Origin of the sequence: Angustibacter sp. Root456 (assembly GCF_001426435.1) — a bacterium.
Lineage (GTDB): Bacteria > Actinomycetota > Actinomycetes > Actinomycetales > Angustibacteraceae > Angustibacter.
Map to the genome: position 1 here is coordinate 72,438 of NZ_LMER01000018.1, position 15,042 is coordinate 87,479.

15 protein-coding genes are annotated in these 15,042 nt (G+C 73.4%); 2 read left to right on the top strand and 13 right to left on the bottom strand.

All coding sequences use genetic code 11. The features are described from left to right. Positions 1-49 precede the first annotated feature (49 nt). On the top strand, positions 50-592 hold the full coding sequence (locus ASD06_RS12590; RefSeq protein ID WP_056678515.1) for a YbaK/EbsC family protein: 543 nt from the start codon (positions 50-52) through the stop codon (positions 590-592). Here ASD06_RS12590 and ASD06_RS12595 read toward each other — a convergent pair. From ASD06_RS12595 to ASD06_RS12660, 13 genes are all read right to left on the bottom strand, one after another. Continuing rightward, a complete protein-coding gene (locus tag ASD06_RS12595; RefSeq protein ID WP_056678035.1) occupies positions 571-1,020 on the bottom strand; it encodes a hypothetical protein in 450 nt (149 codons plus the stop codon). The genes ASD06_RS12590 and ASD06_RS12595 overlap by 22 nt on opposite strands. Continuing rightward, positions 1,013-1,756 (bottom strand): ABC transporter permease, encoded by a 744-nt coding sequence (locus ASD06_RS12600; RefSeq protein WP_056678038.1) that lies wholly within the window; start codon positions 1,754-1,756, stop codon positions 1,013-1,015. The genes ASD06_RS12595 and ASD06_RS12600 overlap by 8 nt, the downstream gene beginning before the upstream one ends. Continuing rightward, positions 1,753-2,697, bottom strand: a complete 945-nt coding sequence (locus ASD06_RS12605; protein ID WP_056678042.1) for an ABC transporter ATP-binding protein — start codon at positions 2,695-2,697, stop codon at positions 1,753-1,755. The genes ASD06_RS12600 and ASD06_RS12605 overlap by 4 nt, the downstream gene beginning before the upstream one ends. Then, complete coding sequence (locus ASD06_RS12610; protein ID WP_162248076.1) at positions 2,697-3,551, bottom strand: thiopeptide-type bacteriocin biosynthesis protein; 855 nt, start codon at positions 3,549-3,551, stop codon at positions 2,697-2,699. Before ASD06_RS12610 ends, ASD06_RS12605 begins: the two co-directional genes overlap by 1 nt. 2,488 nt (positions 3,552-6,039) lie before the next feature. Continuing rightward, positions 6,040-7,167 (bottom strand): PqqD family peptide modification chaperone, encoded by a 1,128-nt coding sequence (locus ASD06_RS12620; RefSeq protein ID WP_056678053.1) that lies wholly within the window; start codon positions 7,165-7,167, stop codon positions 6,040-6,042. Positions 7,168-7,278: 111 nt separating this feature from the next. Next, positions 7,279-7,461 (bottom strand): thiocillin family RiPP, encoded by a 183-nt coding sequence (locus tag ASD06_RS12625; RefSeq protein WP_056678056.1) that lies wholly within the window; start codon positions 7,459-7,461, stop codon positions 7,279-7,281. A 5-nt stretch (positions 7,462-7,466) separates the two neighbouring features. After that, positions 7,467-7,646, bottom strand: a complete 180-nt coding sequence (locus tag ASD06_RS12630) for a thiocillin family RiPP (RefSeq protein WP_056678057.1) — start codon at positions 7,644-7,646, stop codon at positions 7,467-7,469. A gap of 56 nt (positions 7,647-7,702) precedes the next feature. After that, positions 7,703-7,891, bottom strand: a complete 189-nt coding sequence (locus ASD06_RS12635) for a thiocillin family RiPP (RefSeq protein ID WP_056678059.1) — start codon at positions 7,889-7,891, stop codon at positions 7,703-7,705. A 43-nt stretch (positions 7,892-7,934) separates the two neighbouring features. Continuing rightward, positions 7,935-8,117 carry a thiocillin family RiPP gene (locus ASD06_RS12640; RefSeq protein ID WP_056678060.1) on the bottom strand — a complete coding sequence of 61 codons (183 nt, stop codon included), beginning with the start codon at positions 8,115-8,117 and terminating at the stop codon, positions 7,935-7,937. Beyond that, positions 8,101-8,853 carry a nitroreductase family protein gene (locus ASD06_RS12645; RefSeq protein ID WP_056678063.1) on the bottom strand — a complete coding sequence of 251 codons (753 nt, stop codon included), beginning with the start codon at positions 8,851-8,853 and terminating at the stop codon, positions 8,101-8,103. The genes ASD06_RS12640 and ASD06_RS12645 overlap by 17 nt, the downstream gene beginning before the upstream one ends. After that, complete coding sequence (locus ASD06_RS12650) at positions 8,850-10,505, bottom strand: hypothetical protein (RefSeq protein WP_056678065.1); 1,656 nt, start codon at positions 10,503-10,505, stop codon at positions 8,850-8,852. The genes ASD06_RS12645 and ASD06_RS12650 overlap by 4 nt, the downstream gene beginning before the upstream one ends. Next, the gene (locus tag ASD06_RS12655; protein WP_056678068.1) at positions 10,505-11,224 is read right to left on the bottom strand and encodes a TOMM precursor leader peptide-binding protein; all 720 of its coding nucleotides are present in this window, start codon (positions 11,222-11,224) and stop codon (positions 10,505-10,507) included. The genes ASD06_RS12650 and ASD06_RS12655 overlap by 1 nt, the downstream gene beginning before the upstream one ends. Before the next feature lie 11 nt (positions 11,225-11,235). Next, positions 11,236-12,537: a YcaO-like family protein gene (locus ASD06_RS12660; RefSeq protein ID WP_200942147.1), complete on the bottom strand. Its 1,302-nt coding sequence runs from the start codon at positions 12,535-12,537 to the stop codon at positions 11,236-11,238. 270 nt (positions 12,538-12,807) lie between these two features. Between ASD06_RS12660 and ASD06_RS12665 the strand changes: the two genes are divergently transcribed. Beyond that, positions 12,808-15,018 (top strand): S8 family serine peptidase, encoded by a 2,211-nt coding sequence (locus ASD06_RS12665; RefSeq protein ID WP_056678072.1) that lies wholly within the window; start codon positions 12,808-12,810, stop codon positions 15,016-15,018. Positions 15,019-15,042: the final 24 nt, after the last annotated feature.

The window sequence follows — 15,042 nt, forward strand, 5'->3', positions numbered from 1 at the left end:
GGACCGCGCCGTCCCGCCCAAGATCACGGTGCGGCACTACCCTTCGCTCATGTCGCAGCCCTCAGCACCCGACCTGTCGCAGCACCAGGCCGTCACGCGGGTGGTCCAGACCCTGTCCCGTCTCGGCGTGCAGGGCGACGTGCGCGTGCTCGGTGACGCCGTCCGCACCGCGCAGGCAGCGGCCGACGCGCTCGGCGTCGAGGTAGGGCAGATCGCCAACTCGCTGGTCTTCGTGGGTGTCAGCGCCGCGGCCGACCCCGAGCACGGCCGGCACGCGGGGACGCCGCAGGGCGAGCCGCTGCTGATCCTCACCTCCGGCTCGCACCGCGTCGACACCCAGAAGGTCGCCGACCTGCTGGGGCTGGCCGCGCTCGACCGTGCGACGCCCGAGATCGTCCGCACCGCAACGGGTTTCGCCATCGGCGGCGTGGCACCGGTGGGTCTGCTCACCGACGTCCGGACGTTCGTCGACGTGGCGCTCGCCCGCTACGACGTGGTCTGGGCCGCAGCCGGCCACCCGCACACGGTGTTCCCGACGACGTACGAGGAGCTCATGCGGATCACGGGTGGTCAGTCCCTCGAGGTGGCCTGATGGCCGGCGTCCCGGCGTCCGAGGAACCCGAGGGTCCACAGCGGCAGCGCGCTCACGATGGCGCCGGGAACCCACCACACCCAGGCGCCCGGGAAGCCGACCCAGCCCAGCAGCCAGGTGAGCGTCGCCAGCGCCGCGGACACGGGCACGAGCGCGTACAGCAGCCACGGCCGCGCCACCCGCTGCCCGAGCTGCGCCACGAGCTGTGCCACGAGCAGGGTGGCCAGCACCAGCACAGCGAGCAGCGCTCCTGAGCCGGCCCACACCCGCGAGCTGTCGTCCCGGCTCAGCACGCCCATCACCACGAGCAGCGCAGCGAGGGCGACTCCGGCCGCCGCCAGGCCCCAGCGCAGCCTGGCGGTACGCCGGGTCTCGCCGGGGGTGGGCGCGGCGGCACCGCCTTCGGCTGGCGGTCGGGGTTCAGTCATCACCTTGGTCCCATCTGAAGGTCCGGACGGCGATCAGCAGGAACGCCGCGGTCGTGGCCGCCACCACCGAGAGCGACAGCCAGGTCGGGTAGAAGGCGTGCCCGTGACGCATCTGGCTGAGGAGCAGGTCGGCGAGGAAGGTGCTGGGCAGCACCCGCAGCACGCTCGCCACGGAGTGCGGCAGCAGCCAGAGCGGCACGGTCAGGCCGCTGAGGAACAGCGTGCCGAGCTGCACGAGGGTGCCGAGGTTGGTCGCGGCGTCCGGTGACCTGAGCCGGCCGCCGATGACGCAGCCCACCGCGAGGAACATGGTCAGGCCGGCCACCGTGACACCCAGGACGGCCGGAGCCGCCGCCGGCTCGAGCGCTCCCATCGCGACGGCGACCACGATCAACGCGACCGCCTGCGCCACGACCATCACGACGCGCACCGACAGGTGCGTGAGCAGCAACCGCCCCCGCCCCAGCGGGGTCGTGCCGAGCAGACGCAGCAGCCCGCGTTCACGCATCGCCGCGAGCGACCCGCTGGTGACCGTGAGGGCGGATCCGGTGATCGCCAGGAACAGCGCCATCGGCACGACCGTGCGCGTGAAGTCCGGGGTTCCCGGGCCGCTGGGCACGAGCGCGCCGATGGTGAGGAAGATGCCGAGCATCCCGAAGGGGAAGAGCAGGGCGAACCAGAAGTACCGCTTGTCGCGCACCAGCTCGCGGGCGTGCAAGCGCACCAGCTCGCTCATGACGCCTCCCCCGCGACGCCGGCCAGGGTGTCGGCGGTGACGCTGCGGAACACCCCGTCGAGCCCGGCGTCGGTGACGCGCAGGTCGTGGGCTCGGCAGAGCTCGGGCAGACGGGCCAGCACGGCGTCGGAGTCGGTGGTGCGCACCCGCACTCGCAGCCGGTCGGCGTCCGTCGCCAGCTCCACCGATCCCATCTGCCGCAACGGTTCCAGCGACGCTGCGGCAGCGGAGTCGGTCACGAACTCGACCTCGCGCTCGGGGGCGAACCGCGCGACGAGGTCACTAGGCCGGTCGCAGGCGGCGAGCCGGCCGCGGTGGAGGATCGCGACCCGGTCAGACAGTGCCTGCGCCTCCTCCATCGAGTGGGTCGACAGCACGACGGTGCGTCCCTCGGCGCGCACGTCCCTGATCACCTCCCACAGCTGGGTCCTGGCCACCGGATCGAGGCCGGTCGACGGCTCGTCGAGCACCAGCAGCTGGGGGCGGGAGATCAGCGCCAGGGCGACGAGCAGCCGCTGGCGCTGGCCGCCCGACAGCTTGCGCACGCGCACCGCGCGGCACTCGCCGAGGGCGAGCTGCTCGACGACGCGGTCGACGTCGTGCGGGTCGGGGTAGAGCGACGCCCACACACGCAGCATCTCCTCGACGCTCTGGTGGTCGAAGAGCGCGGCGTGCTGCGGTTGGATCGCGACCTCGCGGCGTACCGTGTCGCGGTCGGCCGCCGGGTCGACACCCAGCACCGAGATGCGCCCAGACGTCGGCCGCCGCAGCCCCACCAGCATCTCGAGCGTCGTGGTCTTGCCTGCGCCGTTGGGTCCGAGCAGGCCGAGCACCTCCCCGGGGGAAATGCTCAGCGTCAGCCCGTCGACGGCGGTGGTGCCGCCTCCGGGGCCTGGATAGTGCTTGCTGACCTCGTCGAAGCGGACGACGTCCTGGGCCATCAGTGGTCCTTCCTGAACGACGCGATGACGCCGAGCACCAGCTCCTCGGCCGGATGCAGTCCCCATCGGTTGAGGTCCATGTGGAGCAGGTGGCGCAGCAAGGTGATGCGGTCGACAGCGGCCCCGACGGCCTGCGCCTCGTCGAGCGCCGCCACCAGCCGCCGGCCGTGCGCGGTCAGCGCCTCGATCACGGACGCCGATGGCGGCGGCGCGGCAGCCACACCCTCTGCCACGGTGCGGATGCGGTCAACCACCGCGGCCTGGTCACGCATCACCATGCGCGCATGCCATCCCCACTGCTGCTGGTGTGACACCCAGAACTGCTGCCGCTCAACGGTTGCGAGCGCCTGAGCGACGACGTCGGCCAGATGGCGAACGGCGAGCGCGGCGCGTTCGTACCTCACCGGCAGGTCGCCGAGCCGCTGGTCGGCGAACAGCTCGCTGGAGCTCGTGAACACCTGTTGCGCCACCTCGAGGCCACGCGGGCCGCCGTACTTGGCGATCTCCGGGGCGTACAGGTCGTGGCGCACCTTCACCGCTCCGCGCAGGCTCGCGAACGCCTGACCGCCGACGAGGTCCGGCCGCGGGGAGGGTGCGGCCAGACCCTTCAGGAGCGCGAGCAGCTCGCCGCTGTCGCGGTGCAGGGCGTCGGCGTCGTCGGGCGCGCAGCGCACGCGCAACCGCAGGTGCTGGCCGGTCATGTCGAGGTAGCGCACGAAGTGCCAGGAGCTGGCACCGAGGCGGTGGGCACGGTCGCGCACCCACGGCACCACCGTGGCCGCCGCCGAGTCCATCGCGTCGCCGCTTCCGGGGTAGGCGCGGGCGTACCACCAGTCACTCACCACATCACTCACCACATCACTCACCACATCACTCACCACGTCACTCACCACGTCACCTGCGGGCGGTCCCATCGCACGAAGGCGGCGTGCTCGGTGACCCGCGGCCGGCCGTCGGCGTCGACCTGCAGGTGCTGGCGCCGGCTCGGTAGCGCCTCGACCACCCGCACGTGCGTCGTGCTCGGCCGTAGCCACTGCCAGAACGACTCCAGCGACACGGTCGATGCGAACGACAGCCAAGTGGGCTTGTGAGCGTCACCGAGCATGGCCCCCGGGCCACCACCCAGCTGGTGCACGAAGACCTCGTCGGGCATCCCGTGCGCGGTGCGCAGCGCGTGCAGCCGCCGCAGCTGCGCGACGTCGCAACGCCGGGACTCGCCCACCAGCAGAGCGACCGGCACCACCCACGACGCGCGGCGGGTGACCAGCCGGCCGGCCACGCGTCGAGGCAGGTGAACGACGTCGTCGCCGCAGGCGCCGACCAGGTCGGGCGCCATCGTGGCGGTGTAGTCCGACGCCTGCGCGCCGTTGACCCACGGGTTGGCGATGGTGGCGAGCAGCCTCAGGTAGCCCTGCAGCAGGTGCTGGGGGGTCAGGCCGAGGTAGGTCAGGCCGAACGGCTGGCCGGCCGGGTCGACGAGGAACACCGTGTCATCGACCGGGTCGTGCACGAGGCGGGTGTCGGTCAGCAGCAGGCCGTCCGGGTGCTCGGCGTCGTCCGGCTCCCCGGGCACGAGCAGCGGCGGCAGCAGACCCGAGCACTGCGCCTGGGCGTTGTTGCAGTCGGTCCACACCAGCAGCTCGCGGCACGGGAGGTCACCCCACCCCTCACCCACGAACGTGCGCAGCTGGGTGGTGAACGCCTCGGGCAGCAGCGAGGTGAACCGCGCCGACAGCGCGCCCGAGCCGGCGGCGAAGTGGTTCACGACCACCCACGCGGGCTCGTCGACCCGGCCGTGCTCGTCACCGGCGAGCTGCACGAGCACTCCCGCGGTGGGGGGCGCGGACGTCGGCCCCACCGGAAGCGACGCCCGCTCACCGGGCGTGCCGCGCTCGCGCAGGTCCGCGGTCTGCGCCTGCTGCATCGCACGGTCGACGTCGCGCTCGAGGCTGAGGCGCATGAGGAAGCCGAGCGGGTCGTCGCAGACACCGCCGCGGCCGTACTCGGCCACCAGCGAACGCACGACGTGGTCGTACACGTGCGACCGGAACACGTACGGGCGCACCGCCTGCGCCAGCTCGTCGAGGGTCGAGCGCACGACCGGAGAGGTGAGCGGGTCCGGCACGGCGACGTCGCTCTCGCAGTCCTCGTACACCGACCCGCTGGAGGTCTGCACGCCGAGGTCGGCTCGGTCGCCCCAGTCGCGCGTGACCTCCTGGATGCGCAGCGCGTGGCTGACTCTCGTCTGCGGGTCGCTGTCGGCGACGGCCGTGGCCCGGGTGTGCACCTCGAGCAGGTCGGCCGCGCTGATCGGCGACGCGTCGGCGCCCACCAGGTGGGCCAGCGCCGGCAACGCGGCCTCGCGGCGCTGCCACGGTGGCACGGCGCGCACCACCCCGGAGTCGAGCAGGCGAAGGTAGCGCGAGAACGGGTCGCGCCCGCCGAGCCGTGACGTCAGGTCGTCGAACCCGAACGGCTCGTCGAGGCCCGCGAGCGCCTCGGCCCAGTGCAGCGCCGCGTCGGCGGGGACGACGCGGTCGTGCCGCCACACGATGCCGTCGGCCATGAGGTTCTCGGCGCGCAGCAGCACGCCTGACGGCGCGTCGGCGCCGCCGGGCCGCACGGGGGCGAGGCGGAACCGCAGCCGCGCCGCCGTGCGCGGGTCGCGCTCCAGAGCCGAGAGCGCCCGCGCGGCGAGCACGAGCGACGGCTGCGTGCTGCGCCGCCCCGAGCCGCCCGAGCCGGCGGCCNTCTTCAGGCTCGCCCGCACCGCGTACGAGTACACCGTCTTGAGTGCCGCCACCGTGGTCGGGCGCCGCTGCTGCGGGCGCGCGTGAGCCAGCCAGTCGGGCGCCGCCACCGCGAGCGATGCGAGGTAGCGATCGTCGTCCAGCAGCGCGTAGAGCGTGTCGACCGTCCGGTCGCGGTCAGCCGCGACCTCGGTCTCGAGCTGGTGCACCAGCTGGGCTCGCTCGGCGCACAGGGCGCGGTAGCGCGCGACGTCGCCGGCGGCGCCGGCGGGTAGCCGCTGCGCCACCGCGTCCCACGTCGCGTCGTCCCACGGCAGGTCGTCGGCGCGGTGCGCGAGCCGCTTGCCCGCGAGCACCCGGCGGCGCAGCGGGACGTCGTCGTCGAGCTGCGGCACAAGCTCGAAGAGCGCGTCGACGACGGCGGACGCGGCCTGCTCCACGCCGGCCTCGAGGTCCTGCAGGACGCCCAGCAGCTCGGTCGTCCGCGGCCCGACGACGTCGACCGCGTCCGCCGGCAGGCCACCCACCCGGCTCAGCACGGGCCCCCACGTGGCGGTCGACGAATCCAGCGAGGACGTCGGCGCGACCGCGGTCATCGCTGCCCCATGGCCGCCGCCACGGTGTGGAAGGAGTGCACCATCCCCATCAGGAAGCTGGCAGCGGCCACGACGACGTAGGCGCTCGCGAAGGCGGCGTAGAGCACGTAGCCGGTGCGGGCGGCGCGCCCGAGCCGGGCGAGGTACGGCGGCAGCTCGCGCCGCCGCATCAGCGAGCCGACGAGCGCGAACGACCGGCCCCGCAGGTCGACGAGGCCGAGGGAGATCTCGAGCGCCACGTAGCCGTCGGTGGGCAACAGCGGGTTGACGTTGAAGAGCAGGCCGAGCAGTTGGTAGGCCAGGAGCACCAGCGCAACCTGCTGCACGGTGCCCGAGGCGTTGCTGGCCACCAGAGCCGTTGCGCCGCAGACGATCCCGTCGCTCCCGATGCCGGCCAACGCGAGGGCCAGACGACCCCCCCGGCTGCGCACCCGGTAGGCGTCGGTGCGGTCGACGTAGGCGACCGGCATGAAGAAGAAGAGCATCGCGAAGCCCAGCGCGCGCACCGGCACGTTGAGCACCTGCGCGACGAGCGCGTGCGCGCACTCGTGCACCAGCACCGCGAGCAGCTGCACCACCAGCGCCGCGGCGAACACCGGCGCCGCACCCACCAGCCCGTCGCGCAGCGCGAACGGCGAGGCCTCCGCGTCGTGGCCCACCAGCGTGATCACGCCGGCGGCGAAGCCACCCACCGCCATCAGCGCGACGACGGCTGCGAGCGCCGTCTGGGGCAGCGCACGCACGAGCCGCGCGAGGGGTTCGAGCACCCGGGGCAGGGCACGCGTGACGACGACCCGCGGCATGACACGCGACATCTGCAGCCGCGAGCGCCGGCCGGCGTCGTCGGGAAGGGCGGACCCCACGAGCAGGCCGCTGCGGTCGAGGGTCTCGACGAAGGCGGCGACCTGCAGGCGCACCTGGTCGGCCCGGACCGTGTCGTCGTGCGACAGCATCGACACGAGGTCGTCGGTGGAGCGGCTGCCGTCGAAGTACGACAGCAGCGCCTCGGCCGACCGGCTGATGCGGTGGTAGGTGCCCGTCACCGGGTCGTAGATCAGCGGGGTGTCGTCCATGCCGCGCAGGATCTCGATCCCCTGGCGCAGCTGCAGTGTCGTGGCGCTCATGGCGTTGCTTCCTTCGATCTCTTCGAGGGGCGTCGAGGGTGCGTCGAGGGGGCCAGGACCGGAGCGGGTTCCCCGAGCGAATCCGCTCCAGCCCCGGGTCCCGGCTGGTGCTCAGCCGGAGTAGGACGACGCCGTCGTGAACGACGACGCCGAGCTGGCCGGGCACGACGCCGTGGACGCCGACGTGGCCGAGGAGAAGCACCCGGACGCCGCCAGCGCGGCGCCGTCGGGCATGGCCTCGATGTCGAGTCCGAGGTCGACCGCGAACAGGTCCAGCTCGTGCGTGCTCACCATGGGGATCAGCCGCTGAAGGTGCTGGCGGAGCCGACGCAGGCCGCGGAGGTGCCGGGGCAGGAGGCCGTCGACGCCGAGGACGCCGTGAACCAGCAGCCGGCTGCCGCGAGGGCATCGCCCTGCGGAAGCTCCTCCAGGGTGAACCCGCCGTCGACGGCGTAGAGCTCGAGAACGCTGTCGTGCATGTGCCTTCCCTTTCTGTGGGGTCGCCATCCGCCGGTCGGCGGCTGGACGCGTGCGGTCAGACCGCGGAGACCGCGCTGCTGGCCGTCATGACGGACGTCGCCGTGCTGAACGGGCAGCTGGCCGTGCTCGCGGTCGAGGTGGTGCCGAGCGTGCCTGCCGCGGCGAGCGCGTTCCCGGAGGTCAGCTGCTCGACGTCGAGGTCCTCCGGGGAGGGCAGGCCGACCAGGTCGAGGTCGTCGGACACGTGGTGCTCCTTTCGTGAGGCTGGTGGCGGCTGGCCGGAGCGGTCAGCCGGAGTAGCTCGAGAAGCTGGTGAACGACGACGCGGTGGTCGCCGGGCACGAGGCCGAGCTGACCGAGCCGGCGGTCGAGACGCTGCCGACCGCGGCGAGTGCCGCGGCGTCACTGAGCTGCTCGACCTCGAGCGCGTCGACGGCGTCGATCGCGTAGAGCTCAAAGGTCGCTTCCATGGGGATCCCTCCTTCCTGGTGCTGGTGTCGGAACCGCGCTCTCGGCGGCGGCCGGAAGGACCGCCGGGTGCCCGAGAGCGAGCGCGAAGAGCTGGTGCCGGTCGGTGCCGTCGGACGCCAGCGGGAGCCGCACCGAGGCCGGGATGAACCCGGCGAAGACCGTGCCGGCCCAGCCGAGGGCCACGGCGTCGAGCCACATGTCGTACGCGGCGGCACCGGCTCGGGTCATCAGCTGCCGGTAGCCGTGGGCGCCCGACGAGGCGTCGGCGGCCGTGAGGTCACCCGCCAGGGAGATGATCGCTGCGGCGTCGGCGAACTCGGACTGGATCGTGAGGTCGCAGGCGGGGCGGCCGAGGTCGCCGAGGGGCCAGAGCCGGCCCTCGTCGTCGAGCCGGTACGCGCCGGGGGCGAGCCCGTCGAGGCGCAACGCCAGCAAGTACACCTCGAGCGGGCAGCCGGCGTTGCCGATCGGTGTCTCGCGCCGATCGGCCGCCAGCGCGTCCCGGGCGATGTCGCGCACGCTGCTCGCGGGCAGCGGCTGCGGACCGAAGAACCGCGTCGAGCGACGCCGCTGCAGCACCGTCGCGAGGTCGGAACGCGGGTCGGCGTGCGTCTCGAGCACCACGGGGTCGGACGTCGCCACCGGCGCGGGCGCGGCGGCCAGACGGCTGCCGGGGCCGGCGCTGTCGCGGAACGCCACCACCAGCTCGCGAGCCAGCTCGTGGGACGACGTCACGGCTGCTCCCCCAGGTCGATGACGGCAGTGATCGGCTCGACGTCGGCTGCGACGCCCAGCGCCGCGGCGAGGGCGTCGTCGTCCCAGTGCTCACGCGCTCGCGCGCTCAGTCCGAGCCACCGCGCCACGCGCCGCACGGTCGTCTGGGCGCAGCCGCTGTCGAGCAGCACGATGCGCAGGGCGAACGCGGCGTACTTCCGCGCCACCTTGCGGTAGTCGCCGGTGAGGACCACGGTCACGGGTCGGTCGGCGGTCAGCTGCGGCGGGCAGTCCCCGAGGCGCGCGAGCTGGTGGTCGGCTGCGACGTACGCGTACAGCCCGGACGCGATCCCCGGGCAGTCGCGGACGGCGGCGTACGCCGTGACCGAGCCGATGTTGCCTCCGGCAGCGGTCCAGCGGTCGACCTTGGCCCCGGTGACGCCCTTCAGCCCTGCGCCGGTCGCGAGGAGCAGAGCCAGCGACGTCGCGTCAAGGGCGTTCGGGCGACTGGAGGTCTCGGCCGGCCGACCGGAGAGCCGCCCCAGGTCTGGTGGTGGCAGGGCCACCCGTGCCGCCAGCGGCCACGACCTGAACCCGCGCTGCAGCGCCAAGTTCGACGGCTTGTAGTGAGCCTGGTGCGCCTTGAGGTCGGCGAAGTCGCGCGGCGGGATCGCCACGCTCGCCTCGAACCTCGCGGCCAACGAGGCGGGCGACAGTGGTCGGCCCGGCGCGCACGAGCAGACCGGGCAGCCCGACCTCGTCGCCCCCGACATCTCGGTGGCGGTGAGCTGCTCGAGGTCGATGCGCCGCCAGCGGGTCGGCAGCGACACCGGCGTGGTGCGGCTGACCAGCGCGAAGACTTCGCGGGCGGCGAGCCCGGCGGCCAGCCCCCGCTCCAGAGCGTCGACGTCGGCTCCGTCGGGAAGGTCGGGGGCGTCGTCCTGAGTGAGGCAGGTCAGGCACGCGGTGGTACCGCGGTGCACGTACGGCCCGACCTCCACGGCGCCGGCCGCCATGCGCACGCGCAGCAGCGGGACGCCCTGGCGCCAGCACCGGTCGGCGACCTCGAGCAGCGACCGCTGTGCCGCAGCGCCTAGCGACGCACCGTGCACCAGCAGCACGAGGGTGGTGCCTGCGCTCGGCGCCTGCGATCCTGCTCGTCCGACGCGCAGGGGCGCCTCGAGCTCGTCGGTGACGGCCTGCGCCAGCACCTGGTCCCCCACGACCTCGACGGTGGCGCGGGCCAGCCGCGCTGCGGCGTGCTCCCACGCGAGGTTCGCGCCGGTAGAGTCCCCGAGCCGCGACAACAGGTCGGCGACGGCAGCCGGTACGTCGGGGACCTCGACGTCGGCAGGTGCCGCCTCCTCGACGACACCGCAGGCCCACAGCAGGCTCAGGGCCTTGAACACCGTGCCCTCGCTGACGCCGACCGCCTGCGCCAGCTCGACGTGACCACGCCGGCCGTCGAGGGCGGCCAGGAGCCCCGGCAGCAGCGTCGTGGCTGACGCTCCCCGGAACAGCTGGCGGGTCGGCGTCCCGGTGACGACCACCTGGTCGGTGGTGGTCTGGACGGCCAGCCCCCGGCGCAGGCGCGGCCGCAGGGGCACGCGCAGCTGCGGGTCGAAGGTGGCGGCCCGCGCGATCGTCTCCGCCGACAGCGCCTCGCCCGCCATCAGCCAGCCACCGCAGGCAGGGCAGGTGCAGCAGGCACGGTGGACGGCGGCGCGTCGAGCTCCTGCTCGAGGCGCCGCCACAGCGCGGCACGACGTGCGGCTGCCGGCTCGAAGCGCGACCCGCAGCGCCGGCAGCCGTCCACGGCGACCACCGGCACCTTGGCCACCGCCGCGGTGACCTGGTTGAAGACGCGCACGCTGGCCCCGAGGTCGCGCGCCGGCTGGGCCGGGCCCGGCACACCAGGCACCGGGGTCAGGGCCTCGCGCACGGCCAGGCCCGCGAGGTTCGCCGCGATCGCCACGTGGTGCCGGGCGTGGCCGCTCGGGGCCGCGGCCGGTTGGTCGGCAGTGGCCACGAGGGCGTCGGGTCGGGTGTGCTGGTCGCGCCGGCGGGTGAAGCACCGAAAGCACGCTGTGCGGCCGGGCCGGACGACGGGCCCGACGTGGATCTCGTTGCCGTGCCAGGAGATCGGGAACCACGGTCGCACCCGGACGAACGAGGTCGCGTCGATGGCCTCGGCGATACGCGGTTGCTCGCGCGCGCCACTGAGGACGATGAGGTCGGCCGCCGGCCACAGGCTCTGGTGGGTGCCGTGCGAGACGTCGTGCACGGTCGTGCGGGCCGTGGCCGCCAACCGCGCGGCGACCTCCTCCCCGAACGCGTCCACGGTGAGCACGAGCACGTGCGGGCCGCTGGTGGTGGCGGGCTGCGAGGTCATGGGCGCTCCTGTCAGGCGAACGGCTGAGGGTGGGGGTTGAGCTCGGGCTCGCGGTGCACGCGGTGCCCGAGGGCCGCCGGCGCCTCGTACAGGCGCGGGTGCGCCAGGTACCGCGCGCGGTGGGCGAACGAGAGCGGCATGAGCTCGGGCACGAGCACCCGCACGACGTGGGCCCCCACCTGGCGTGCCTCGTCGGTCGTGAGGTCGGCGACGACGACCTCGCAGCCCGCCGCGTGCAGCCGGTCGAGCAGCCACGGCAGCGCGGCCTGCGGCCGTTCCGGGCGCGGCAGGTCGGCCAGGCGGTGGTGCGGCCGGTCAGCCTCGAGGAGGAAGTCGAAGCGGTCGCGGCGCTCGCGCGACCCCGCCTCGAGCGCGCCGCCGATGACGCTCATGGAGTCCTCGACCGGCGGCGCGTCCGGTCGCTGTCCGGCCGCCGCGGCTCGCAGGGCGATGCGCAGCGACGCCGCCTCGCGGAACAGCTTGGCCAGGCCTCGACCGGGGTCTGGCGTGCACGTGGCGACCACCAGCTGGGCCAGCGCCGCGTCGTACTCGCTCGTCTGCACCGCGTAGAGCACCGGGATGCCGAGGTCGGTGGTGGCGTCGAACAGGTGGGTCGTCACGTCGCCGCTCAGACCACGCTGCACGAAGGCGCGGTCGTCCCCCACGAGGTCGTGGAGCGTGAAGTCCAAGCGTGGCAACGGCATCCGCTGCAGCCAGGTCAATGCGATCGAGTCGCGCTCGACCACCTCGCACAGCCCGTTCACGACGGCCTCGACCGGGTCGGTGTGCGCGGCGCAGCCGGTGGACACAGGGTGCAGGTACCGCTCGGCGGCCGACTCGGGAGGGAAGCGCAGGTAGATCTGGCTGGCGGGCACGTAGACCGGACGCCGTCGCGTCAGCGACCAGCAGGACGCCCACCGCAACGGCAGGGCGGGGTCGGAGGCGACGAGCCCGCTGCGCGGGTCCGCGAGCTCGCTCGGCGAGCACTGCGGCCACCGCGCCGGCGCGATGGCGTCCTCGCCCAGCTCATCGGCCGTCGCCCAGATGAGCTGGTCGTCGCGCCAGACGCAGGACGAGTAGCGCTCGAGCGACTCCGCGACGGCGAGGTGCGCCGCCAGGTCGTGGTCGAGCGCACCACCGGCGCCGTCGAAGTTGCCGGCCACCGGGTCGTTCACCCAGTCTCCGTGGCTCGTCAGCGCCGCGCCGGGGTTGCCCAGCGAGCCGCTGTACACGGCGAACTCCGGCTCACCTTCGGCGACCGGCAGCCAGGTCAGCGTCGACACCAGGCCGAACGGCGACACGAGCTTGCTCATCGAACGCAGAGACGGCGGCACGGACGTCGAGACAGACGAAGGCGACGACGGAACTGCGCTCGCTCCACCCACGAGCGACATGACTTACTCCCCGAGAACCGTTGCAGCTTGAGTTCGTGCTCCGGCGCGCCGCGAGCCTAGGCGCGTTGCGACGAAAGGCGCAATACGTTCGAGAAGATTCATCTCAGAAACTTCGGACGATTGCGGCAGCAATCACTCCCGCCGAGAGCCGTTGTGTATCAAGGGATCCCGGCGCGCCCTCTCGTGTGCATGGACACCACGCTGACTCTGTCGTTCACGCCGGACGAGGTCATCACCGCCGGCACCGTCCTCGAGCTACGCAGTCCGCGGCCGCTCGAGCCTCGCTCCGCTCAAGGAGCCATCACGTTGCGCCGCAACGCCTGTGCGCCCGTTCCGACGACCATCGCGCTGACTCGCCGCGGGCGCGCCGCCCGGGTCGACACCAGCGACCTGGCGCCCGGCGCCTACGAGCTCTGCGTCGGCGAGCTGCTCGACACCAAGGGCGGTCGGGTCAGCGAGGCGCGCACGTTCCCGTTCGTCGTCAGCGCCTTCGCCGGTCGCGTCCCGCAGGAGCTGCGCGTCGAGCACGTCGTGCACCTCGGCGTGGGTGAGCTGTCCGTACGCCGGCTGGCCGCCGGTGAGAGGCCGGCCGACGGCGAGCGGTACGTCGAGGTCGTGAAGGCGGTGCACCGCGAGTCCGGTGAGGCGGTCGACCTCGCCCACGACGAGCGGGGCGAGCGGGTCGACGCCGACGCGCTGCTGCAGGAGGTGCAGCAGCGGCGGGCGGAGCGCTTCGGTGCCGTGCACGAGACGCTGTGGCAGCGCCTCGAGCGCCTGCGCGACGACGACCGCGTCGACGTCGTCGTCTGGCCCCGGCTCGACGACGACCTCACGGCCTACGACAAGCCCACCGACCGACGGCTGGAGGAGCCCCACCCGGCCGAGCGCGAGCTGTCAGAGCGAGTGCGCCGGGCCACGGCCGACCTGCTCGGCGAGCTCGAGCGGTTCGGCGCGGACGTACGCGAGCGTCCGGAGGACGACGTCCCCGTCGTCCACGTCACGCTGCCGGTGAAGGTGGTGCGCGAGCTGGCCCGGGCCGACGTCGTCGGTGCGGTGTTCCTCGACGACCGCACCGCCGTCACTGACCTCGGCGACTCGATCGCCGTGGCCCGCTCTGACCGCGCCCACGCCTTGGGCTTCGACGGCACGGGGGTGCGGGTCGCGGTGTTCGAGGACGGGCCGAGCATCACGACGAACCTCGTCTTCGCCGGTCGGTACACGTCGTCTCCCGCCGCCAGCAACCACGCCCGGCTGACCTGCGCCGTGGTGAAGAACACCGAGAGCGGCAAGCCGCATGGCCACGCGCCGGACTGCGACCTTTACTCCGCCAACAGCTCTGACAACGCCGCGCTGCGGTGGGCGGCGCAACAGGGATGCACCGTGATCAGCCAGAGCTTCCACCGCGGCAGCGAGCCCGGCGGCGCCGGCCTGCAGGGTGACGACGTCCTCAAGGACTACCTGGCGCTGCGCTGGCCCTACCCCACCATCGTCCAGGCCGCAGGCAACTTCTGGGAGGGCGACGCCGACGGCATCGAACCGCCCTCCGACGAGTACGTGAACCACAAGGGCTTCAACACGCTGTCGGTCGGCAACCACGACGACACCGCGGCCTCGATGTCGAGCGACTCGGTCTTCCGCAACCCTTCGTCGGCGCACGGCGACCGCGAGCTGCCCGAGCTCGCCGCCAACGGCACCGGCGTGTCAGCCAACGGGCAGACCATGTCGGGCACCAGCTTCGCCGCGCCGGCCACGGCGGGGGTCACCGCACTGCTGCAGGACGTCGACCCCGTGCTCTGCTCGTGGCCCGAGGGCTGCCGCGCGATCCTGCTCGCGAGCGCCGGACGCAACGTCTCGGGCAGCACGTGGTGGAGCGACGTCGCGAGCCGCACCGACGCCTCGGACGGTGCGGGCGCGCTCGACGCGGAGTCCGGTGTGCGCATCGCGCAGCAGCGTCGCTGGCGCGGCGCACCGGCGACGGCGCGCGGCTGGGACGTGGGTACGTTGACGTCGGCCGACGTCGGCGGCGACCGGCTCGCGACGTTCCGGTACCACGTGCAGGTGCCGTCGTTCGGGTTCGTCCCGAAGGTCAAGGTGGCGTTGGCGTGGGACGCCAAGGTGACATCGTTCCTCGGTCTGCCGCTGTCGTCGAACCTCACCGTCGACCTCGACCTGATCGTGCGAGACAGCCACGGCACGCAGGTGGGCGCCTCCGCCTCCTGGGACAACAGCTACGAGGTCGTGGAGTTCTCGGCCGCTCGTGGCGAGACGTACGAGATCGTCGTCCGTCGGTGGTCGGGCTCGGACAGCGTCTGGTTCGGGATCGCCTGGGCCGCGACCGCGTGGTTCCCGTGGGGCGACCTGATGGTGCGACCGCCCTTCGTGCTGGAGCGGCTGCCGTGAGGCAGCGCCGGGGCATGGGGCGGG